The sequence below is a fragment of the Paraburkholderia steynii genome, assembly GCF_900100565.1.
In the GTDB taxonomy this organism is placed as follows: Bacteria; Pseudomonadota; Gammaproteobacteria; order Burkholderiales; family Burkholderiaceae; genus Paraburkholderia; species Paraburkholderia terrae.
In genome coordinates this window covers 16,360-39,165 of sequence record NZ_FNDI01000028.1, presented here as the reverse complement: position 1 = coordinate 39,165, position 22,806 = coordinate 16,360, and the positions used below count along the sequence as shown (strand labels likewise).

General features: G+C 62.4%; 22 protein-coding genes. 11 read left to right on the top strand and 11 right to left on the bottom strand.

Annotation, left to right across the window (positions count from 1 at the left end; genetic code table 11):
* Positions 1–21: 21 nt before the first annotated feature.
* The 5 genes from betI to BLT65_RS36070 all read left to right on the top strand — a co-directional run bounded on the left by betI (position 22) and on the right by BLT65_RS36070 (position 5,904).
* Positions 22–612, top strand: coding sequence for a transcriptional regulator BetI (gene betI / locus BLT65_RS36090; RefSeq protein WP_091787354.1), 591 nt, complete (start codon positions 22–24; stop codon positions 610–612).
* A 41-nt stretch (positions 613–653) separates the two neighbouring features.
* Positions 654–2,123 (top strand): betaine-aldehyde dehydrogenase, encoded by a 1,470-nt coding sequence (gene betB / locus BLT65_RS36085; RefSeq protein ID WP_091787351.1) that lies wholly within the window; start codon positions 654–656, stop codon positions 2,121–2,123.
* Between the two features lie 11 nt (positions 2,124–2,134).
* Entirely contained in the window at positions 2,135–3,853 is a 1,719-nt protein-coding gene (gene betA / locus BLT65_RS36080) for a choline dehydrogenase (RefSeq protein WP_091787349.1), read from the top strand.
* 162 nt (positions 3,854–4,015) lie between these two features.
* Positions 4,016–5,431, top strand: a complete 1,416-nt coding sequence (locus BLT65_RS36075) for an MFS transporter (protein ID WP_091787346.1) — start codon at positions 4,016–4,018, stop codon at positions 5,429–5,431.
* Positions 5,432–5,685: 254 nt separating this feature from the next.
* Positions 5,686–5,904: a hypothetical protein gene (locus BLT65_RS36070; protein ID WP_091787344.1), complete on the top strand. Its 219-nt coding sequence runs from the start codon at positions 5,686–5,688 to the stop codon at positions 5,902–5,904.
* A gap of 6 nt (positions 5,905–5,910) precedes the next feature.
* Here BLT65_RS36070 and BLT65_RS36065 read toward each other — a convergent pair whose 3' ends face one another.
* The 6 genes from BLT65_RS36065 to BLT65_RS36040 form a co-directional block, all read right to left on the bottom strand.
* Entirely contained in the window at positions 5,911–7,056 is a 1,146-nt protein-coding gene (locus BLT65_RS36065; RefSeq protein WP_091787341.1) for a metallophosphoesterase, read from the bottom strand.
* Between the two features lie 244 nt (positions 7,057–7,300).
* The gene (locus BLT65_RS36060) at positions 7,301–8,644 is read right to left on the bottom strand and encodes a sigma-54-dependent transcriptional regulator (RefSeq protein WP_091787338.1); all 1,344 of its coding nucleotides are present in this window, start codon (positions 8,642–8,644) and stop codon (positions 7,301–7,303) included.
* Positions 8,645–9,252: 608 nt separating this feature from the next.
* Positions 9,253–9,732: an OsmC family protein gene (locus tag BLT65_RS36055; RefSeq protein WP_091787335.1), complete on the bottom strand. Its 480-nt coding sequence runs from the start codon at positions 9,730–9,732 to the stop codon at positions 9,253–9,255.
* Between the two features lie 28 nt (positions 9,733–9,760).
* Positions 9,761–10,693, bottom strand: coding sequence for a 2-hydroxyacid dehydrogenase (locus BLT65_RS36050; RefSeq protein WP_091787332.1), 933 nt, complete (start codon positions 10,691–10,693; stop codon positions 9,761–9,763).
* Between the two features lie 93 nt (positions 10,694–10,786).
* Positions 10,787–11,299 carry a DUF1697 domain-containing protein gene (locus BLT65_RS36045; protein WP_091787329.1) on the bottom strand — a complete coding sequence of 171 codons (513 nt, stop codon included), beginning with the start codon at positions 11,297–11,299 and terminating at the stop codon, positions 10,787–10,789.
* A 76-nt stretch (positions 11,300–11,375) separates the two neighbouring features.
* Complete coding sequence (locus BLT65_RS36040; protein ID WP_091787326.1) at positions 11,376–12,389, bottom strand: aldo/keto reductase; 1,014 nt, start codon at positions 12,387–12,389, stop codon at positions 11,376–11,378.
* 154 nt (positions 12,390–12,543) lie between these two features.
* On the opposite strand from BLT65_RS36040, the gene BLT65_RS36035 reads away from it, so the two are divergent.
* On the top strand, positions 12,544–13,455 hold the full coding sequence (locus BLT65_RS36035) for a LysR family transcriptional regulator (RefSeq protein ID WP_091787323.1): 912 nt from the start codon (positions 12,544–12,546) through the stop codon (positions 13,453–13,455).
* Between the two features lie 16 nt (positions 13,456–13,471).
* Here the strand turns inward: BLT65_RS36035 and BLT65_RS36030 are convergent, their stop codons facing one another.
* The 3 genes from BLT65_RS36030 to BLT65_RS46755 form a co-directional block, all read right to left on the bottom strand.
* Entirely contained in the window at positions 13,472–13,735 is a 264-nt protein-coding gene (locus BLT65_RS36030; RefSeq protein ID WP_091787320.1) for a DUF2164 domain-containing protein, read from the bottom strand.
* Between the two features lie 112 nt (positions 13,736–13,847).
* Positions 13,848–14,669: an alpha/beta fold hydrolase gene (locus tag BLT65_RS36025; RefSeq protein WP_091787317.1), complete on the bottom strand. Its 822-nt coding sequence runs from the start codon at positions 14,667–14,669 to the stop codon at positions 13,848–13,850.
* A gap of 229 nt (positions 14,670–14,898) precedes the next feature.
* Complete coding sequence (locus BLT65_RS46755) at positions 14,899–15,099, bottom strand: hypothetical protein (RefSeq protein ID WP_143036623.1); 201 nt, start codon at positions 15,097–15,099, stop codon at positions 14,899–14,901.
* 339 nt (positions 15,100–15,438) lie between these two features.
* On the opposite strand from BLT65_RS46755, the gene BLT65_RS36015 reads away from it, so the two are divergent.
* Together BLT65_RS36015 and BLT65_RS36010 are read left to right on the top strand one after the other, a co-directional pair.
* Positions 15,439–16,629, top strand: coding sequence for a polysaccharide pyruvyl transferase family protein (locus tag BLT65_RS36015; RefSeq protein ID WP_167306605.1), 1,191 nt, complete (start codon positions 15,439–15,441; stop codon positions 16,627–16,629).
* 167 nt (positions 16,630–16,796) lie between these two features.
* Positions 16,797–18,269: a sensor domain-containing diguanylate cyclase gene (locus BLT65_RS36010; RefSeq protein WP_091787312.1), complete on the top strand. Its 1,473-nt coding sequence runs from the start codon at positions 16,797–16,799 to the stop codon at positions 18,267–18,269.
* A 22-nt stretch (positions 18,270–18,291) separates the two neighbouring features.
* Here the strand turns inward: BLT65_RS36010 and BLT65_RS36005 are convergent, their stop codons facing one another.
* The gene (locus tag BLT65_RS36005) at positions 18,292–18,606 is read right to left on the bottom strand and encodes a VOC family protein (RefSeq protein WP_091787309.1); all 315 of its coding nucleotides are present in this window, start codon (positions 18,604–18,606) and stop codon (positions 18,292–18,294) included.
* Positions 18,607–18,747: 141 nt separating this feature from the next.
* On the opposite strand from BLT65_RS36005, the gene BLT65_RS36000 reads away from it, so the two are divergent.
* Positions 18,748–19,140 (top strand): VOC family protein, encoded by a 393-nt coding sequence (locus BLT65_RS36000; protein WP_091787306.1) that lies wholly within the window; start codon positions 18,748–18,750, stop codon positions 19,138–19,140.
* Positions 19,141–19,162: 22 nt separating this feature from the next.
* Here the strand turns inward: BLT65_RS36000 and BLT65_RS35995 are convergent, their stop codons facing one another.
* Complete coding sequence (locus BLT65_RS35995; protein WP_091787482.1) at positions 19,163–20,143, bottom strand: AraC family transcriptional regulator; 981 nt, start codon at positions 20,141–20,143, stop codon at positions 19,163–19,165.
* Positions 20,144–20,511: 368 nt separating this feature from the next.
* Here BLT65_RS35995 and BLT65_RS35990 point away from each other — a divergent pair, with 368 nt between their 5' ends.
* Together BLT65_RS35990 and BLT65_RS35985 are read left to right on the top strand one after the other, a co-directional pair.
* Positions 20,512–21,564, top strand: a complete 1,053-nt coding sequence (locus tag BLT65_RS35990; protein WP_091787303.1) for an NAD(P)-dependent alcohol dehydrogenase — start codon at positions 20,512–20,514, stop codon at positions 21,562–21,564.
* 189 nt (positions 21,565–21,753) lie between these two features.
* Positions 21,754–22,713: a LysR family transcriptional regulator gene (locus tag BLT65_RS35985; protein ID WP_091787300.1), complete on the top strand. Its 960-nt coding sequence runs from the start codon at positions 21,754–21,756 to the stop codon at positions 22,711–22,713.
* The last annotated feature ends 93 nt before the right edge of the window (positions 22,714–22,806 follow it).

The following is a 22,806-nucleotide window of genomic DNA, read 5'->3' as shown; positions in this document are numbered from 1 at the left end:
CGGGAGCATTGCGAGTCACCTATGCCCAAAGTCGGAATGCGCGAAGTGCGTCGCGCGCAACTGATCGACGCCACGCTGCTCACGATCGACCAGTCCGGTCTGTCGGGCACGACGCTCGCTTCCGTCGCGCAGCGCGCGAACATTTCGACGGGTATCGTCAGCCACTATTTCGGCGACAAGGACGGCCTGCTCGAAGCGACCATGCGCCATATCCTGCGCGACCTGTGGGCGGCCACCACGCGCCGCCGCATCGCTGCGAAGCCGCAGCCGCGCGCGCGTTTGCGCGCCGTCGTTGCAGCGAATTTCGACGTCTCGCAGGTCAGCGGCCCGGTAATGAAGACATGGCTCGCGTTCTGGTCCGAAAGCATGCACGAGCCCGCCCTGCGCCGTCTGCAACGCGTGAACACACGGCGTCTCTATTCGAACCTGTGCGCGGAGTTCGCAAAGGAACTGCCACGCGCGTCGGCACGGCGGGCCGCCAGCGGTCTTGCCGCGATGATTGACGGCTTGTGGCTGCGCGGCGCGCTGTCCGGCGATCCATTCGATACCAAAGCGGCGCTGCGCCTCGCGAACGACTACATCGACCTGCTGCTCGCGCAAGACGGTTCATAACGCAGCGCACCACGAACACCCGCATTTCAAGGAGAAAACAGATGCCCGGATACGGCCTGCAACGTCTCTACATCGGCGGCGAATATGTCGACGCCACGAGCGGCGTCACTTTCGACAGCTTCGATCCCGCCACGGGCGAACTGCTCGCGCATGTCCAGCAAGCCAGCGAAGCCGATATCGACCGCGCCGTGCAATCGGCGCGCGAAGGCCAGCGCGTGTGGGCCGCGATGACGGCCATGCAGCGTTCGCGCATCCTGCGCCGCGCCGTCGAGTTGCTGCGCGAGCACAACGACGCGCTCGCCGAACTCGAAATGCGCGACACGGGCAAGCCGATTGTCGAAACCCGCGCCGTCGATATCGTCACGGGCGCGGATGTGATCGAGTACTACGCGGGCCTTGCGACAGCCATCGAAGGCCAGCAGATTCCGCTGCGCGCCGAGTCGTTCGTCTATACGCGGCGCGAGCCCTTGGGCGTAACGGCGGGCATCGGCGCATGGAACTATCCGATCCAGATCGCGTGCTGGAAATCCGCGCCCGCGCTCGCTGCTGGCAACGCGATGATCTTCAAGCCGAGCGAAGTGACGCCGCTGTCCGCGTCGAAGCTCGCGGAAATCTACCTCGAAGCGGGCGTGCCGCCCGGCGTGTTCAACGTCGTGCAGGGCGACGGCCGCGTCGGCGCCATGCTGAGCGCGCATCCAGACATCGCGAAGATTTCGTTCACGGGCGGCGTCGAAACGGGCAAGAAAGTGATGTCGATGGCGGGCGGCTCGTCGCTGAAGGAAGTGACGATGGAACTCGGCGGCAAGTCACCGCTGATCGTATTCGACGACGCAGACCTCGACCGCGCCGCCGATATCGCCGTCACCGCGAACTTCTTCAGCGCGGGACAGGTATGCACGAATGGCACGCGCGTGTTCGTGCATCAATCGGTTCAACAGGCCTTTGAAGCACGCGTGATCGAGCGCGTAAAGCGCATTCGGATCGGCAAGCCGTCGGACCCGTCGACCAATTTCGGACCGCTCGCAAGCGCGGCGCAACTGGACAAGGTGCTCGGCTACATCGAAAGCGGAAAGAAAGAAGGCGCGCGGCTCGTGTCGGGCGGCGCGCGCGTCACCGACGGCGATTACGCTCGCGGACAGTACGTGCAGCCGACCGTATTCGCCGATTGCCGCGACGACATGAAGATCGTGCGCGAAGAAATCTTCGGCCCTGTGATGAGCATCCTGACCTTCGCCAACGAAGACGAGGTGATCGCGCGCGCGAACGACACGATCTACGGCCTCGCTGCAGGCGTCGTGACAGAGAACCTGTCGCGCGCGCATCGCGTGATTCACCAGCTCGAAGCGGGCATCTGCTGGATCAACACGTGGGGCGAGTCGCCCGCCGAAATGCCCGTGGGCGGCTACAAGCAATCGGGCGTGGGCCGCGAGAACGGCATCACGACACTCGAGCATTACACGCGCATCAAGTCCATCCAGGTCGAACTGGGCAAATATCAGCCCGTGTTTTGAGGGAGCGCAGCATGGCAGCGAAAGAGTACGACTACATCATCATCGGCGCGGGTTCGGCGGGCAACGTGCTCGCGACGCGTCTGACGGAAGACCGCGACGTGACCGTGCTGCTGCTCGAAGCGGGCGGCCCCGACTACCGCTTCGACTTTCGCACGCAGATGCCCGCCGCGCTCGCGTATCCGCTGCAGGGACGCCGCTATAACTGGGCTTATGAAACGGACCCAGAGCCGTTCATGAACAATCGCCGCATGGAATGCGGGCGTGGCAAAGGCCTCGGCGGCTCGTCGCTGATCAACGGCATGTGCTATATCCGCGGCAACGCACTCGACTATGACGGCTGGGCCGAACGAAAAGGCCTTGAAAACTGGGCTTATCTGGATTGCCTGCCGTACTTCCGCAAGGCTGAGACGCGCGATATCGGCGCGAACGACTATCACGGCGGCGACGGCCCCGTGCATGTGACGACCAGCAAGCCCGGCGTGAATCCCCTCTTCCAAGCGATGGTCGAAGCGGGCGTGCAGGCGGGCTATCCGCGCACCGACGACCTCAACGGCTATCAGCAGGAAGGCTTCGGTCCGATGGACCGCACGGTGACGGCGAACGGCCGCCGCGCGAGCACCGCGCGCGGCTATCTGGACCAGGCGAAGCAGCGGTCCAACCTCACGATCGTCACGCACGCGACCACCGACCGCATTCTATTCAGCGGCAAGCGCGCGCAAGGCGTCGTGTATCTGGACGGCGACGCGCGCATCACCGTGCATGCGAGCCGCGAAGTGTTGCTGTGCGGCGGCGCGATTGCATCGCCGCAAATCCTGCAACGCTCGGGCGTCGGGCCCGGTGCATGGCTACGCGAGTTCGACATTCCCGTCGTACACGATCTGCCGGGTGTCGGCCAGAACCTGCAGGATCATCTTGAGATGTACATGCAGTACGAGTGCAAGGAACCCGTGTCGCTCTACCCTGCACTGCTGCTGCGCAATCAGCCCGCCATCGGTATCGAATGGATGCTGAAAGGCACGGGCATCGGCGCGAGCAATCATTTCGAAGCAGGCGGCTTCATCCGCACGCGCGACGACGACCCGTGGCCGAACATCCAGTATCACTTCCTGCCCGTGGCGATCAACTATAACGGCACCAATGCGATCAAGATGCACGGCTTCCAGGCGCACGTCGGCTCGATGCGCTCGCCGAGCCGCGGGCGCGTGAAGCTGCGTTCACGCGATCCGCACGCGCATCCGTCGATTCTCTTCAACTACATGTCCGAAGCGCTCGACTGGCGCGAATTCCGCGACGCGATCCGCGTGACCCGCGAGATCATTGCGCAGCCGGCACTCGACCGCTTCCGTGGACGCGAACTGAGTCCCGGCGCTGAATTGCAGACGGATGCGCAGATCGATGCGTTCGTGCGCGCGCGTGCCGAGACGGCCTTTCATCCGTCGTGCTCGTGCGCGATGGGTTACGACGACATGGCCGTCGTCGATGGCGAAGGACGCGTGCATGGTCTCGAAGGGCTTCGCGTGGTCGATGCGTCGATCATGCCGCGCATCACGACGGGCAACCTGAATGCGCCGACCATCATGCTCGCGGAGAAAATCGCGGACCGCATTCGCGGGCGCGATCCGCTCGCGCGCTCCAACGCGCCCTACTATGTGGCGAACGGCGCACCGGCACGCGGCGCAAAGCATGTTGCACGCGCACCGGCACGGAGCGTGGCTGCACATACGCAATGAGCGCACGTGTGCGTCATTACAAATGGCGCACACATTCCATCCCAATGCCGAATCTGTTCTATATGACGGATTAATGGCGGCATCTACTGGAACGAGCCGGCCCTCGAAGCAAGCGTGCTTCGCTGGACCACCGGCCTCTTCCAACCTCCACCCGAGGATGACATGCCGACCACCGCACGACCCAGCGCCGCCGCGCGTCTCGAACGCCTGCCGTTTTCCGGCTATCACCGCACCATCTTCATCATCATCGCGATCGCGTTCTTCTTCGATTCCGTCGATCTCGGCACGATGACCTTCGTGCTCGGCTCGATCAAGACCGAGTTCGGCTTGTCGAGCGCAATGGCGGGACTCGTCGCGAGCGCGAGCTTCTTCGGCATGGTGCTCGGCGCGGCCGTCGCGGGACTGTTCGCGGATCGCTTCGGACGACGCCCGGTCTTTCAGTGGAGTATGGTGCTATGGGGCGTCGCGTCGTATCTGTGCTCGACGGCGCAAAGCGTCGATGCGCTGATCGTCTATCGCGTGCTGCTCGGTATCGGCATGGGCATGGAGTTTCCGATCGCGCAAACGCTGCTGTCCGAATTCGTGCCGACGGCATCGCGCGGACGGCTTGTCGCGCTGATGGACGGCTTCTGGCCGCTCGGATTCATCACGGCGGGCTGCGTGTCGTTCTTCGTGCTGCCGCATTTCGGATGGCGCACCGTGTTCGCGTTGCTCGCGATTCCCGCCGTGTTCGTGCTGATCGTGCGGCGCATCGTGCCCGAATCGCCGCGCTGGCTCGAACATCGCGGACGTCTTCCCCAGGCCGATGCCGTGCTCGGCCAGATCGAAGCAAAGGTGATGAAGTCCAAAGGACTACGCTCGCTGCCCGCGCCGTCGGTGCTCGCCGACCAGGCCGCGCCTTCGAAACACGGCGCGTTCCGTGAGATCTGGAGCGCAGCCTACCGCCAGCGCACGATCATGGTATGGGCGCTGTGGTTTTTCGCGCTGCTCGGCTTCTACGGTTTGACGTCGTGGCTCGGCGCATTGATGCAGCAGGCGGGCTTCGCGGTTACGAAATCGGTGCTCTACACCGTGCTCATCTCGCTTGGCGGCGTGCCGGGCTTTCTCTGTGCGGCGTGGCTCGTCGAACGCTGGGGGCGTAAGCCGACGTGTATTGCGTCGCTGGTCGGCGGCGGCGTGATGGCCTATGCATACGGCCAGACGGCGTTGCACGCGGACAGCGTGACGCTGCTGATCTGCACCGGCCTCGCGATGCAGTTCTTCCTGTTCGGCATGTGGGCCGTGCTCTACACGTACACGCCCGAACTCTACGGCACGGGTGCGCGAGCGACGGGCTCCGGCTTTGCATCGGCGATAGGCCGTGTCGGCTCGCTGATCGGCCCCTATGCGGTCGGCGTGGTGCTGCCGATCTTCGGACAAGGCGGTGTGTTCACGCTCGGCGCGCTGTCGTTCGGCGTCGCCGCGTTGGCCGTGTGGGTGATGGGTATCGAAACGAAAGGTCTGTCGCTCGAAACGCTGGTGTCGCATGTCGATGACGAAGCGCCCGCCTGGCGCGTCGCTGCCGACGACGCACGCTAATGCCGCGCAACCAGGCGCGCGTGCTTTCCAGATGCTGTAGCGGGCTTACCCGCGCGTAAGCCTGTTACACGCTCATCATTGATTTATCGCGGCTCCATTCGCGCATGCGTCGCATGCGCGGGACTAGCCGCTGCCTTTCGCCACCGTCAAACACGTAACCGCGTAACGTGATGAAACACACCCGTAGTCAAACTGTCGTGTCATCCGACTAGCATGTCCGGACTGCTCGCTCACTTGTCCACGGAGGTGTCCTGATGTTGAGCCCTCACGAACTGGCGACGCTCATGCTGTTGAATGGCAATGAACGCCGTATCGAATCGCTCGACCCAGATGTGCTCGCATTACGCCATTACGAACTCGTCGAAGTACACGAGGTTCGCGGTGGCATTGCCGCACTGCAGATCAGCGCGCGTGGACGCGATCTGCTCAGACGGCTTGGAATGGATACGGCGCGCCACGCGCGGCCGAATTGAATGCGGTTATCGCCGACGCGTGGCGACGGTATTCGCGCCCTGCTTCAGCTCGCTCACCATGCTGTGCATACTCATGCGCACAGTGATGTGCATGCCGTTCGACACGAACGACGTCAACGGTTCAGGCGCGGGTCTGGATTCGGGCGCGAGACGCGGCGCTTCGTTTTGCAGGTCGTCACGACGCTCTGCCGTTACAGAGGGAATGTCCGACGGTGCAGGATGTTCTACTAGTGCGACGTCGGCCTCGTTTGCAGCCACGTCAGCGCTTGCCGTATCGACATTCACCACAGGCGCTTGTTCGATCGTGGCACTGCGAGCCATAACCGGCTCGCGCCAACCTGGCTCGTCCGCGACAGAGGAACGCGGCGACACGTCGACCCACTGCGGCAGATCGGCAAGATCCATGATCGTGAGCTTGCCGCCATAGACGGCGCCCGTATCGATGTTGATCACGTTGTCCTTCACGGTGACGCCGGTTACGGGCGTATGACCGACAAACACGGCCGTCACGTTCTCGATCCGCCCTACCACATGCGCCTCTCCGCGAACACTGTGCCTCGCCTTGTCCAGCAGACTGCGCAACGTGTTGCGCGACGGCGAAGGATGCGGCTGATGCGCCTTCCAGCGCGTGCGCGACCAGATTGCCTTGCGGCGCGTCTTGCCGTCCGACCGTTCTCTTTCGATATCGGCAACCAGCCGGTTCCAGTCCGAAACGGGGGAATCCGCATGCACGATGCCGACCAGCCCGTGCTCGGTTTCGATCTCGATCAGATACGGCAGCGACGCCATGTAAGCGGCGATCGCCTTGACCCAGTCCCGGTCATCGGCTCTGTCGAGCAGCCAGTCGGCGCCGTTGCCCAGCAGCGACAGCGACTGCTCCTCGCCGGCATGCCAGCGCACGATCACGTCCTCGTGATTGCCCTTCACCGACTTGATCCCGAGCTGCTCGACGGTCTCCAGCACGCTATCCGATTGCGGCCCGCGATCGACGAGATCGCCGACGGCGAACAGCCGGTCGCGCTGCGGGTCGAAATGGCGCGCCTCCAGCTCCGCGCGCAATTGCGCGAAGCAGCCGTGCAGATCGCCCACGACGAAGTCACGTCCCGAGTCGTTACGCGGATAGCGGTGAACGGCGCGATAGGGCTCTTTCATGGGTCAGTGAAGGTTCCGGAAATTCGAAATACCACATAGGACGGAATAAAAAAATCCGCAAAAAATAGCCAATAACGAAGCGAAAATAATCAGGGTAGGTACGCTTGAAAACTGCGCCGCGACGTTGACGGCAAGCATAGCGCGCAGAAAGGTGACAAGGTGCTACACAAAAAACGTTTGTGTAACTGTTCGTGAAGCGCATTGCGGTTATCACCAGTTCGCAGGCGAGCGCCCTTTCCGGCTGCTAGGCGGAATCCATCCGCAACTCGCCCGGTGTCGCCACCGACCGACGGGAATCCGAGGCCAGCATGCGCGCGAGCAACACCCTGGAAATGTGCAACTCCGTCGCGGCCGCATCGAGCCGGCCCTGATTTCGCGCGATGGCCAGTTCGACGGCGTCCCACTCGGGAATGTCGTCGCTATCGTCGGAGGCGCTGATCATCGGTACGCTCGCGGTCTGATCGAAACCCAGATCCGCGGCTGTGATCAGCGGGCCATTGCTGGCAACGATTGCATGACGGATGCGATTGATCATTTCCTGCAGATTGCCGGGCCAGGTGTGGGCGTCGAACGCTTCCCACGCGCACACGGAAAAACCTTGCATCCCATGACGGGAATCAGAGCGAAAGCTCTTCAGCAGATGCGTGGCGAGCAAGCGGATATCGGGGCCGCGTTCGCGCAGCGGCGGAATCGTGATCGTGTCGGGCGAAAGCCGCGAGAAAAGACGCGCGTGCAGACGACGTTCGTCTGCAGCGCGCTGCAAGTCGATATGTGTCGAGCAGATGATGCGCACGTTGCGCGCCCCCGTATCGAGCACGTCCGCGAGACGCCGCTGTGCCGACAGCGGCAGTTCGCAGATACCATCGATATACAGTGAGCCGCCCTCCGCCATGCTGAGGCGGGAGCGCTGATTGCCCTCTTCGACTTTGGTCTCCTCGAGAGCCGATTCCCCGAACAATTCCGTTTCCACGCGTTCCGGTGAGAAGGCCGCGCAATCAATCGAAACGAACGGCCCTTCGCGGCGCGACGAACCCCGATGGATCGACGACGCCGCCAGCGTCTTGCCACTCCCCGATTCGCCGATAAACGTCACAGGCCGTTCATGTTCCGACGCTTTGCGTATTGCCGCACGCACGTCGCTCATCGCCGCGCACGCGCCGATCAGTGCGACCGCTCCCGCGTTCGCGCTCGTATGTTCACCCCCGTCGCTCGCTGACATCTCGTACGCACGATCGAGTTCCTGAGCGACCATCTCCGCCGCCGCGGGCAAGCGGATATAACTCACGCAGCGCGTGCGCACGATCCGTCCGATTTCCGGATCATTGAGATGCGCATTGGTGACGACAGCCACCCAGTTGATCGCCGCGCTGGTTCGCGTGAGTTCGTCGACTTCGTTCAGATCGGCGGGAATGCTCAACGACGGAAATTCGATCAGACCCGCGGCGCGATCATTGGCAAGCAATGCGGCGCCCTGGCGTTCGCGGATATCGATGCAACGAATGCGCCATTGCAGCGACGGAAGATTGCCGTCGAGACATGCGCGCTCGGGATTGCATACGTGATAGAGCCTTTTCAGATTCAGGTTCATGATGTGATCGGTTGCCCGCCTCGAATTGATCGAACAAGTACCGACTGCTTCACGCCCCCCGTACAACGGCCGCGATCGGTTACTCAAAAAGTTAATGGAATCATGGTCTCGCCGATATCGCGGGTTGTTACTGTTTGAAAACGTCTACGTGCAACGGCAGGTTGGCGATTGCGTGTGCGTGATGACGGGAGGCATTGCGCGAGCCGCGCTGTAGAGGACGTGAGAAGAAGGAAGGCGCGGTACTCGTCCGCCATTTCGCCCGTTACGTGAGTAACGATCCTTTACATTCAGCGGGAGTGACTGTGGCGATCTGAACACACCGGTAATTCGTGGTGATTTGAATGCTGAACTTGTTCCTTATTAGCATTCTGAATCACGACAAAAATACCGTGCCGCGTTGGAATGCAAGTCGAAAGAACCGGTAATGGTGGATTAAACCTGGCGAAAAGCGACATGCTTACCGGCGCTGTCGCCAAACAAGGGATCGCATCATAAGGCGCAAAGCTTAAGGCACGCTGATGCGAATCGTTTGGCCGCGCCGATATGAAAGAAACAGGTCAAGCTTGCTACACAGACTTATGTGTCTGGCTATTGCACCTGAACGCAAATCAAACCTGTTCGAAACTCCAACTCCCTTCAACATCGATCACTGTCTTCACCGAATTGGCAAGAAAACACGCGTCGTGCGCGAGATGATGCAGATGCGCGAGCGCTTCATCGCTCGGTGCTTTTGCGCCCGCAAATGCAACGGCCGGTTTCAGCACGACACGCGTGACCACTTCCTTGCCCGCATCGTTCTTCGCCATCGTACCCTCGGCTTCGTCGCGATACGACGTGACGACATAACCTTGCTCTGCGGCAATCGACAGAAACCACAGCATATGGCAACTCGATAGCGCGGCCACATACGCCTCTTCAGGATCGACGCCCGCCGGATCGGAGAACGGCACGCGCACGACATGCGGCGAACTCGATGCGTGTACCACTGCGCCACCGTCGAACGTCCATTGATGCGCGCGGCTATAGCGGTTGTCGGTGAACTTGCTGCCGTTGCTGCTCCATTCGATGAGTGCCGTATGCTTTGCCATGCGCGAAAGGTCCTCGTGTTGTAAACGATCAGATGGGTGTCAATACGTCTTCGCCCGCGAAGTGGCGCGTCGCGTTCGTGATGAAGTTATCGACGGAAGCCGTGATCGCTTCCGGTGACGTGCCCGCCACATGCGGCGTAAGCACGACGTTCGTCAGATGCACCAGCGCCTGCGGCGGCTGCGGCTCGCTTTCGTACACATCGAGGCCCGCGCCCGCTATCACGCCGTTCGCGAGCGCATGGGCAAGCGCGGCCGTATCGACGACGCTGCCGCGCGACACGTTCACCAGAAAGCCCTTCGGCCCCAGTGCTTCGAGCACGGTGCGATCGATCAGATGTTGGGTGTCCGGACCGCCCGGCGTTGCAACGACGAGATAGTCGCTCCAGCGCGCGAGTTCGTGCAGGTTGTCGATATAGAGCAACGTCGCGCCGTCGCGCGGCTTGCGGTTGTGATAGGCAACGTCGATATCGAAGCCGGCCGCGCGCCGCGCAACCTTCAGCCCGATATTGCCAAGGCCCACGATGCCAAGCCGCTTGCCCGACACGGAAGGCCGCATCGGCAACGTGTCGCGCCAGATGCCTTCGCGGGTCGCGCGGTCGCGTTGCGGCACATCGCGCACGACGGCCAGCAACAAGGCCATCGCGTGATCGGCGACGCAATCGTCGTTCGTGCCTGCGCCGTTCGCGAGAACGATGCCGCGTGCTCTTGCATGCGCAGTCGCGATGTTTTCATAGCCCGCGCCGAGCGCGCTGACGAATTCGAGCGCAGGCATCTGGTCCATTTCATCGGCCGTGAGACCTGTCGTGCCGTTAGTCAGCACGGCGCGAATCGCCGCGCCTTCTTTCGCAATGGATTGAACGCGTGCTTCGTGCGTGGGGGCGTAATGAATATCGAAGGATGCTGAAATGCGCGCGCGACTGTCGTCGCCAAGTGGAATCAGGATGAGCAGGGAAGGTTTCATGACTCGACGCAAGCGAAGGATGAGAAGTGCTGCTACGAAGTACTGGGCAACGCGCAGTGTAGCAACAAGCCCCGTTCTACGCAGCGCCCTTCGTCATGATTGCGTGGCCCACTCCGCGAGTTTCGCGATCGTGTTGATGTTGCGCGCGGTGCCTGTTTTCGCGGCGGGAATTTTCAGCTTCGTCTTTGCCATGCCGTCACCGTAGTACACGTAAATCTCGTGCTTGCCGAGTGCGACCTGTTCGTTCTGCTGTCCGGCTATGTGTTCGAGCGTGTCGGCGGGTGGCGCTGCGTCGAGGAAGATCGCTACCGTGCGATTCGGTGCTTCGTCGCGAAACGGATTCGCGTCCAGCACGGCGGCCATCTCCTTGCCGGTGCGAATCAGCACGCCGACCGGCTTGCCCGCATACGCCTCGAGGCTGCGTTCGAGCGTCTGCTGCACCGCGCGTTTCACCAGCGTGCTGTCGAACACGACGTTGCCGCTCGCGATGTACGTGCGCACGTTGGTGAAGCCCGCTGCCTCGCACATCTTGCGAAGCTCGGTCATCGGAAGCTTGCCGGTGCCGCCGACATTGACGGCACGCAGCAACGCAACATAAGTGGTCATGGGCGGAATATAGAGTCGCGATTGCGTTCGATGCTACCGCATCTGCTTTGCAGCGATAGCGTCGACGTTCAACGCATCAATGCGCGCCACCCTTCTCGCTGTCGAGATGCGCCATCTGCGCAGCCGCATAGCGTTCACCCGCTGCCGCGCCCTTCGGCACCGCTTTCTCGATCGCAGCAAGCTCCTGCGCGTCGAGCGTCACGTCAAGCGCGCCGAGCGCTTCCGTCAACCGCTCGCGCCGCCGCGCGCCGACCAGCGGCACGATGTCATCGCCTTGCGCGGCGACCCACGCAATCGCGATCTGCGCCACCGACACGCCCTTGCTGTCCGCGACCTTGCGCAGCGCATCGACGAGCGCAAGGTTGCGCTCGGCGTTCTCGCCCTGGAAGCGCGGGCTCATCGCGCGAAAATCGCCCTTGCCCGCCGAATCTTTCTGCCAGTGTCCGCTGATCAACCCGCGCGACAGCACGCCGTAAGCCGTCACGCCGATGCCGAGTTCGCGCAGCGTCGGCAGGATTTCGTCTTCGATGCCGCGCGAAATCAGCGAGTACTCGATCTGCAAATCACAAATCGGCGTAACGGATGCGGCCTTACGCATCGTCGCCGCGCCCACTTCGGAGAGGCCGACGTGCCGCACGAAGCCCGCCTTCACCATCTCCGCGATGGCGCCGACGGTGTCTTCGATCGGCACGTTCGGGTCGAGCCGAGCCGGACGATAGATGTCGATATGATCCACGCCGAGTCGCTGCAACGAATACGCAAGGAAATTCTTCACGGCTATGGGGCGCGCGTCGTACCCCGACCAGCCGCTCGCCGGATCGCGCATCGCGCCGAACTTCACGCTGACGAGGGCATTGTCGCGACGCGACGCGGGTGCGCTCCTGAGCGCTTCGCCGAGCAGCATCTCGTTATGGCCCATGCCGTAGAAGTCGCCCGTATCGAACAGCGTGATGCCCGCCTCCAGTGCCGCGTGGATCGTCGCGATACTTTCGGCGCGGTCCGCCGGTCCGTACATGCCCGACATGCCCATGCAGCCCAGGCCGAGCGCCGAACTCGCCGGGCCTGTCTTGCCAAGTTGCAGTTGCTTCATCTGAGTGCTCTCCGTGGATTCGTTGAAACGTCTGTCGCGCCTTGGCGGCTTCGCGGGTCGAACACGCTGCGCGACGCTCGAGACGCAGTATCTGCGCAAACCGACCGTGCGATAATCCCACCCAATCCGAATGCCCCGTGCGGAATTCCGAACAATGGTCGAACCCGATCTGAGCGATCTGAAAGCCTTCGTCGCCGTCACCGCCGCGCGCGGCTTCCGCAACGCCGCCTCCACGCGCGGCGTGTCGGCGTCGTCACTGAGCGAAGCCGTGCGGCGCCTTGAGCAGCAACTGGACGTGCGCCTGCTGAACCGCACCACGCGCAGCGTCACCCCAACGGAAGCCGGCCAGCGCCTGTTCGAGCGGCTCGCGCCCGCGTTCGGCGAAATCTCGACGGCGCTCGATGCGATCAACGTGTTCCGCGACAGTCCCACTGGCACGCTGCGGCTGAACGTGCCGTCGATCGCCGCTCGCGAAGTTCTGCCCGCGCTGCTGTCGCGCTTTCTGGCCGAACATCCGGGCATCACCGTCGACGTCGCGTCGAACGACACCTTCATCGATATCCTCGCGGCCGGCTTCGACGCGGGCATCCGCTACGACGAACGCATCGAGCGCGACATGATCGCCGTGCCCATCGGTCCGCCGATGCAGCGCTTCGTCGCCGCCGCGTCACCCGCCTATCTGAAACAGCATGGCGAGCCGAAACACCCCGATGAACTGGTGCGGCACGCGTGCATCGGCCACCGCTTCGAAAGCGGCGTGTTGGCAGTATGGGAGTTCACGCGCGGCGACGAAGCCGTGCGAATCGTGCCGAATGGGCCGCTCATCGCGTCCGTGATCGATATCGAGCGGCGTGCGGCTGTCGACGGGCTTGGCATCGTCTATTCGTTCGACGAACTCCTGCGCCCCGCGCTCGACGACGGCACGCTCGTGCCGATCCTGCACGACTGGTGGCAATCGTTCACCGGGCCGCGTCTCTACTACGCGAGCCGCGAGCACATGCCCGCGCCGCTGCGCGCCTTCGTCGATTTCGTGCTGCGCGACAATCGCAGCCGCGACGCGGCATGAAGCGGACGGGCGCGGCTCAGCGCCGCTTGCCGTACTTCTTCCAGTAGCCGAACGCGTCTTGGTGACACTCGATATCGAGTTCCGCCACCCGCGCGTGCATGCGTTCCTGCGCGTCCTGCACGGCGAGGTTGTAGATCACCGGGCCGATTTCCTCGATGAAGAAGCCGAGCAGCGCGCCCGCCTGGATATTGCCGATCGGCTCGTCCATGTTCTCCGCGAAGTAGCGTTGCAACGAAGCAATCGCTTCGCTGCGCACGTCCTTGTCCAGTTCGATTGTCATGCGTGAGGTCATCCTTTCGTCAGCGGCATCGGGCGATGCAGCACACTGCGGATGAAACAGCAAAGCGGCGCGTCCCGCAAGGGCGCGCCGCTTTCTGCGCATTGCCTGGACTTCAGCTGTTGATGAACGCGAGCAGATCGGCGTTGACCTTGTCGGCTTCCGTCACGCACATGCCGTGCGGCGCGCCTTCATAGATCTTGAGCGTCGCGTTCTTGACGATCTTCGCGGACAGCTTGCCCGCTGCGTCGATGGGCACGATCTGGTCGTCGTCGCCGTGCAGGATCAGCGTCGGCACGTCGATCTTCTTCAGGTCTTCCGTGTAGTCGACCTCGGAGAACTCGCGGATGCACAGGTAGTGACCGTGAATGCCGCCTGCCATGCCCTGCGCCCAGAACACGTCGATGGTGCCCTGCGAAACCTTCGCGTTCGGCCGGTTGAAGCCGAAGAACGGGATTGCGAGGTCTTTGTAGAACTGCGAGCGGTTGTCGGCGACGCCCTTGCGGATGCCGTCGAACACGTCCATCGGCAGGCCGCCGGGATTCGCTTCCGTCTTCAGCATCAACGGCGGCACCGCGCCGATCAGCACGGCCATCGCGACGCGCTTCGTGCCGTGCCGGCCGATGTAGTGCGCGACTTCGCCGCCGCCCGTCGAATGGCCGACGAGCGTCGCACCCTGGATGTCGAGCGCGTCGAGCAGCGCGGCGAGATCGTCAGCGTAGGTGTCCATGTCGTTGCCGTTCGACGGCTGATCCGAGCGGCCGTGTCCGCGACGATCATGCGCAATCACGCGAAAGCCGTTTTGCAGCAGGAACAGCATCTGCGCATCCCACGCGTCCGCGTTGAGCGGCCAGCCGTGCGAAAAGACGACGGGACGGCCCGAGCCCCAGTCCTTGTAGTAAATCTGCGTGCCGTCCTTCGTGGTGATCGTGCTCATTCGGTTGCACTCCTTCGGTGGTGACGCATGAAGCCGCCGCGCGGCGGCTGGATCGATCATTATCGACACCCATGTTACAGGCCGATAAAACATCCTTCAGACGAAGGGCATCATTACGGACGAGCGCTGGCGCGGCGCGGTCGATCAGGACGCGCCGTCGCAATGCATGCACGGCGGGCCCGCGGCCCGCTCCGTGCAGTCAGGTGATGAAACCGCGCAATACGCTGCTTCAATGCGCTTCGCGAGGCTGCGTATTGGCCACGGACGTGACGGGTGCATCCTGCGCGACGAGCGTCGGCGTGACGGCCGCGTCGCTGGTTTCCATATCGTTGTGATGCGAGACGATGGCCTTGACGCCCGCTTCCGCGGCAGGCGTCGCAACATAGGGAATGAAGGCCGACACGGCGACGACGATGATGTAGGCGAACATGACAGTTCTCTGCTTCAAGGCATGATGAGACGCACCGGCACGCCGGCGCATTGCAGACTGATCGTCGCCCGCTTCACGGCGAAGCGCGTCGAATGCCTTCACCGGAAAACACGTCTTCCTCGTATTGCGCGTGCCGCTCGCGTGCAGTGCCGCGATGCATGTTCGCGCGGCCAATTGGGAATTGCGTGTACCCTCCGAACAGAATTCAGTGACTTGTATGAAGCTTGGCACCGATATAACCGACGACCGGTTAATTCGATTCGTAGGGCATCGAAATGCGAAAGTCAACTCGCGATCGTGCCATACGTGGCGCGTGCCAAGTAATGGCGGAAAAGATCGATGAGTGCGCATCCATTACCCGTCGTACTGTTCGGCGCGTTCGACCGGCACAACTTCGGCGACATGCTGTTTCCTCATGTCGTTGCGCGCATGCTCGCGGGTCGCGAAGTGCGTTTCGCGGGACTCGTGGCGCGCGATCTGCGCGCGCAAGGCGGGCATCGCGTTCAGGCACTTCGACAGTTGCACGAACGTGCGGTCGATCTGCTTCACGTCGGCGGAGAGATTCTCGCCTGCGATGCGTGGGATGCCGCCCTGATGCTGCAATCGAACCAGGACGCGCAACGGATCATCGCGTCGCAGCAGCACGATCGATCAGAATGGGCACAACGTGTGCTCGGCACGCGCGAGCTTGCGCCGTATGTCGTGTCGAACGATGCATGGCCGCGCGCCACACGGGTTCTGTTCAATGCGATCGGCGGCGTGACGCTCGATGAGCACGACGACAGGATGCGCGACGAAGTGCTCACCAAGCTCGCGCGCGCCGACGTTATCAGCGTGCGCGACCTCCACACTCAAGCGTTGCTCGCGAAGTCGGGCATCGAAGCGCGGCTCGCGCCCGATTGCGCGGTGATGGTCGCCGAACTGTTCGGCGACACGATCCGCGCGCATGCATCGAGGCAGGCCGTTGCGCGGATACGCGAAGCTGCGCCGCGCGGATATCTGGCCGTGCAATTCAGCGCCGACTTCGGCGACGACGCGACGCTCGAACAGATCGCCGCACAACTGGACCAAGCCGCGCACGCGCATGACCTCGCTATCGTGTTCTTCCGCGCAGGCGCGGCGCCGTGGCACGACGATCTGTCGTGCTTCGCGCGTACGGCTGCGCGCATGCGCGCGCCGTCCGTGCATCTCTTCGATTCGCTGAATATCTGGGACATTTGCGCGCTGCTCGCGCACAGCCGCGGCTATATCGGCAGCAGCCTGCATGGCCGGATCGTCGCAATGGCGCACGCGTTGCCGCGCATCAATCTGCTGCACGACCGAGACTTCGCGCGGCCCTGCAAGCAGACGGCTTTCGCGCAAACGTGGGAAGAAGCGGACCAGCCCATCGCCGTGAACGTGAGCGGGATTGCTGAAGGAATCGACAACGCGCTGTCCGTCAATCCAGCACGGGCGAAGCAGACCGCGACGCGGCTCGTCGCGCTTTGCCGCGATGCGTTTCAAACAACTGTTTCAGCGCTCTCGGGATAAGCACGCGTCGCCTCGATTCAAGTTCCGCGCGACGCCTGCAGAATGGCTGGAATTTGCCGTTATAACGGTTGCGGCCGCATCCGGCCGAGCCGATATCGGACACCCGACATTTTCTCCGGGCCCAATTGGCACCGTAGAATAGCGAGAAATTCGATTCTGGACCTGTCATGCCCAACCACCCTGGCCCGCGCTCCACAGCCGACGACGACTCGGAAATGTTCGATCTCGCGCCCGTCGCGCTCTGGCTCGAAGACTTCAGCGGCGTGAAGGCGCTGTTCGAAGACTGGCGCGCGAAAGGCGTGACGGATCTGCGCGCGCACATCGGCGAGGACATCAAGCGCGTGGCCGAGTGCGCGAGCCGCATCCGCGTCATCAAGGTCAACCAGCAGACGCTGTCGCTGTTCGAAGCGGCGGATTTCAGCGCGCTGACGGACAACCTGTCGGCGGTCTTTCGCGACGACATGCTGAAGACGCACCTGGAAGAGCTGTGCCAGCTGTGGTCCGGCCAGCCTCACTTCACGAGCCAGACAGTCAACTACACGCTGGGCGGCCGGCGCCTGGACGTGCTGCTCAAGGGCAAAGTGCTGCCGGGTCACGAGGAACGCTGGGACCGGGTGCTGGTATCGACCGAAGACATTACGGAACTGGAAGGGGCGCGCCATCGCGTGACGGCGGCCGAACAATACGTGCGCGGGCTGTTCGAGTATTCGCCCGTGTCGCTGTGGGTCGAGGATTTCAGCGCCGTCAAGCATCTGCTCGACGACGCACGCGCGGCAGGCATCACCGATTTCCGCACCTTCACCGACGTACATCCGGAGTTCGTCGAGCGCTGCATGGCCGAGATTCATGTGCTCGACGTCAACCAGCACACGCTGGAGATGTTCGCTGCGCCCGACAAGAAGACGCTGCTGTCGCGCCTTCCCGAAGTGTTCCGCGACGACATGCGCCCGCATTTCCGCGAGCAGCTGATCGACCTGTGGGACGGCAAGCTGTTCCAGCAGCGCGAAGTGCTCAACTATTCGCTCGAAGCGAATGAGGTACACGTGCATCTGCAGTTCTCCGTGTTACCGGGACACGAGCGCACGTGGGACCTCGTGCTCGTCGCGCTCACCGACATCACCGCGCGCAAGAAGGCCGAGGCATATCTGGAGTTCCTCGGCAAGCACGACGTGCTGACCAAGCTGCGCAACCGCTCGTTCTATGTGGACGAACTGAACCGGCTCGAACGCAAGGGGCCATTCCCGGTGACGGTCATCATGGCCGACCTCAATGGCCTCAAGCGCGTGAACGATCAGCTCGGCCACGCGGCGGGCGACGCGCTGCTGCGCCGCGCCGGAGAAGTGCTCGCAAAAGCGATGGAGACGCCGTTCAATGCGGCGCGCATCGGCGGCGACGAGTTCGCGGTCCTGCTGCCCGGCACCGACGAGCGCGGCGGCGCGACGATGATCGAGACGATCCGCCAGCTGGTCGATCTGAACAACCAGTTCTATCCGGGCTCGCCGATCAGCTTCTCGATGGGGATGGCGACCGTGCAGCGCGGCGAACGGATCGAGGCTGGCGTGCAGCGCGCCGACCTGCTGATGTATGAGGAAAAGCGCGCGCATTACGTAACGCAGGAAGCGAGCGGCGCGCAGAAGTAAGCTTGTGTGTTTCTCGACGTAGTCAGCTTTTCACGGGCACGCCGTACGTACTGACGATGCGTCTGTCCTGTTCGGCCGCGGAGAACAACTCCCATTCGAGCCCGTTGACGTCGCGACTGCTCGAATAGCCTTCGACCGCGTCGTCCTCGAAGCCGACATGGCGCAACTGCCCCGCTTTTTCGGGTTTTTCGTTGATCGAGAAGTTGAGCAGATCGGTGCGCCACATCGCGTACTGACCCGGCACGACAGCCGAGGGCGGTTGTCCGAGACGCTCGCTATAGTCAGTGATCGATTCGTCGAGATTGGCAACGGCGAGCGCGATGTGAAAACGCTTCATGATGGTGGGCTCCGTGAGTGATCTTTGAATAGACAGCGCAGCCATCGTAGCCACCACGCAAAAGCGTAGCCAGATCAGCAGTCATGCTGGTATCGGCGTTACCTGCCTTGCCCGATTGCCGCCTGAAAGGAGCCGTATTCGATGCTTTCTCACGTATTCATCGGCGTCAACGATTTCGAGCGGGCGTTTGCTTTCTATTCGGCGGTGCTCGCCGAATTGGGACTCGTACTGAAGTTTCGCGAGGACGACAGACCCTGGGCGGGATGGATGAAGCCGGGCGTCGCGCGGCCGCTGTTTCTCGTCGGCAAGCCGTTCGACGCCGCGCCGGCCGTTGCGGGCAATGGGCATATGGTCGCGTTGCTGGCGGCGGACCGTGTCACAGTCGATCGCGTGCATGCGACGGCCCTTGCGCATGGCGCCGCGTGCGAAGGGCCGCCAGGGCTGCGCCCCGAATATCACGCGAATTACTATGGCGCGTACTTTCGCGACTCCGACGACAACAAGCTTTGCGTGTGCTGCCACGACGCGGCGTGACAGCATCACTTCGTGCGCCGCGTCAGTTCGTCGTCACGTACTTCGGGACGGCGCGTTGCGGCTGAGGCGGCACGACGGGGTCCAGCGTGCCGCGCATGCGCTTCACTTCATCGACGGGACTCAGACCGAACAGACGCTTGAATTCGCGGCTGAACTGCGACGCGCTTTCATAACCGACGCGCGCTGCCGCCGCGCCCGCGTTCAGCCCGTCCTGCACCATCAACAGACGCGCGTGATGCAGACGTGTCGTCTTCACATACTGCATCGGTGAAGTCGACGTGACGTTCTTGAACTGCGCGTGAAAGACCGCGAGGCTCATGCCCGATTCGCGCGCGAGCGTCTCGACGTCGAGATCGCCGTCGTACTCGGTGTGGATGCGGCGCAATGCCTTCGCGATACGGCCGAAGTGATGCTGATGCGTGAGCGCCGCGCGTATCGCGTTGCCCTGCACGCCCGTCAGCACGCGATAGCAGATCTCGCGCACGATCGACGGCGCGAGAATGCGCGCGTCGACAGGCGAGACCAGCGCTTCGAGCAGACGCAGCACGGCGTCGCTTAGCGGCTGGTCGAGCGGCGTCGAGTAGATACCGCGCGGCTCGCTGTCGACGGCGCCGTGGGTTTCGTTGAGCAGCATCAGCAACTCGGCGACCATCGTCAGATCGACGCGAACCGAAATGCCGAGGAACGGCTCGTCTACGCTCGCCTCCGTCTCGCATTCGAACGGCAGCGGCACGGACAGCACGAGATACTGCTGCGCGTCATAAATGTACGCGTGATCGCCGAGGTAACCGCGCTTGCGGCCCTGACAGACGATCACGATGCTCGGCTCATACATCACCGGGCGGCGCGGCATGGGGTGATTCGCGCGCAGGAACTTGACGCCTTCGAGCGGCGCGTCCGTCATGCCTTCGGCGGGCGCGAGCGTGCGCAGCAATTCGACCATGCGCTGCTGCGGCGAGCGCTCGGCACCCGGCGCGCTATTTGAAAGTTTTGTGTCGGACATGATGAAATCCATTCGGCGAAAACATGTGCCGCCAGAGAATATGGCTTGAAATCTAGCATTAAATGGCCTACGACGGACGGCTCCAGGAGAAATAGGCAAGCCTTCAAGACGTTCAGGTATTCCCTGGGAGGCGCCCGGTCCCTAACATGGGAACCCTGTCGCAAAGCCCGCTGCCTGTCCGCGACACACCGTCCGGCGCCTCGCACGAGGCCTGCCAACCTTGCGTTGCCGCTTGCATGCAGCGCTTACGCCTATCGGACGGACCTCACGGCGGACATTCCGCGTGCCTCGGCGCACGACAGATTCAACCGCCGCGCAAGCATGCTGCGCGGCGCCTCGCGCAATTGCATCTACAAGCTGGAGCCCTCATGTCCACGACCTACGCCTATGCCGCAACCGACGCGCAATCGAAGCTCGCGCCGTTCGAATTTCAGCGTCGCGACCTGCGCGAACACGATGTACAGATGGAAGTCCTGTTTTGCGGGGTCTGTCATTCGGACCTGCACCAGGCTCGCAACGAATGGAAGAACACGATTTTCCCCGTCGTCCCGGGCCATGAGATCGTCGGCCGTGTGACAAACGTTGGGTCGCAAGTAACGAAGTACAAGGTTGGTCAGCTGGTCGGCGTTGGTTGTCTGGTCGATTCGTGCCGCACGTGCCCGAGTTGCCAGGAAGGCCTCGAGCAGTATTGCGAGAACGGCTTCGTCGGCACGTACAACGGCAACGACAGGCAGACGGGCGCCGTGACGTACGGTGGCTATTCGACGCAACTCGTCGTCGATGAGGAATTCGTGCTGCGCGTGCCGGAGAACCTCGACCCCGCTGGCGTCGCGCCGCTGCTGTGCGCCGGCATCACGCTGTATTCGCCGCTGCGCACGTGGGGCGCGGGGCCGGGCAAGAAGGTCGGCATCGTCGGATTGGGCGGCCTCGGCCACATGGGCGTGAAGATCGCACACGCGATGGGCGCGCATGTCGTGCTGTTCACGACGTCGGCATCGAAGATCGAAGACGCGAAGCGCCTCGGCGCGGATGAAGTGGTGATCTCGAAGAACCCGGCGGAGATGGAAGCGCATGTGAACAGCTTCGACCTGATCGTCAACACGGTCGCGGCGCAGCACGATCTGAATCCGTTCATCAACCTGTTGAAGCGCGATGGCACGCTGACGCTGGTAGGTGCGCCGGAGCACGATCATCCGTCACCGCAGGTATTTAACCTGATCATGAAGCGCCGTCGTCTGGCGGGATCGTTGATCGGCGGCATTGCCGAGACGCAGGAAATGCTGGACTTCTGCGGCAAGCACGGCATCACGTCTGACATCGAGATGATTCAGATGCAGCAGATCAATGAAGCATATGAGCGCATGTTGAAGAGCGATGTGAAGTACCGCTTCGTCATCGATCTCGACTCGCTCCGGAAGTAACGGGCAGCAGGACCCAACCGCTTTACCCCTTCCATCCAGGCCGCGCAGGACGGCGGCCTGTCCCTGCTTCCCGCCTCGCATCAGTCATTGCATGTGCCGTATCGGCGCGCCTCCCTATCGGGACGGGGTGTGCCGTGGTGTTTTCCGCTCGTTGTCATTTTCTGGAATGTCCCGTTTTTGGAGAGTTCCGTGATCGATCGTATCCAGGCGATGCGCACGTTCATGCGTATCGTCGATACCAATAGCTTTACACGCGCCGCCGAGTCTCTCGAGATTCCGCGGGCGACGGCAACAACGATTGTTCAGAATCTGGAAGCCCTGCTTGGCACGACGTTGCTTGTGCGTACGACGCGGCGTCTTAATCTCACGCCGGAAGGCGCTGCTTATTACGAGCGCTGCGCGCAGATCCTTGCTGATATCGATGAGATGGAAGCGACGCTGCGTCAAACGCTCGATAATCCGAGCGGGCGTTTGCGGGTGGAGATGCCTGGGGCTGTGGCGACTTCTATCGTGCTGCCCGCGCTCGATGATTTTCATGAGCGTTATCCGGGGATTGATCTCGCGATTGGTGTGAGTCATCGCAATGTGGATCTTGTCGGTGAGGCTGTGGATTGCAGTATTCAACTTGGTGAGTTGCCGGATTCAGGGCTGGCTGCCAAGCGGCTCGGGACATTGGAGCATGTGACGTGTGCTAGTCCGGCTTATCTTGAGCGATATGGGATGCCTGAGAGTCTTGATGATCTTTCCGGGCATGTCGCCGTGAACTGTATGTCGATGATTACTGGGCGTGCTGTGGACTTCGATTTTGATGTTGGTGGGAGTCCGCTTACCGTGAAGGTGGATGGGTTTATCAAGGTCAGCAATGAACATGCTTATCTGACCTGCGGGCTGCAAGGGCTTGGACTGATTCAGCCAGCGAGGATTGCTGCGCAGGCTCTATTGGACAAGGGCTTGCTGCGCGAGGTTTTGCCGCAGTGGAAGCCTGTGCCGATGACCGTTTCGGTTGCTTATGTGAAAGGGCGGCGGGTTTCGCCGCGAGTCAGGGCGTTTGTTGATTGGCTCGCTGAACTGTTTGAACATCAAGGGCATGTTGAGGCGGATTTGTCGCGGGTGAGGATGTTAATTCGGGGTGGGTTGCATGCAGCGTGAATGCGCCCTGTACTTCACAACACTTTTTTTCAATCCGCTCTCCACTCGATGCTAAAAGCCTGATCTCCAATCAAAAAGAAGAAGGAGATCGGC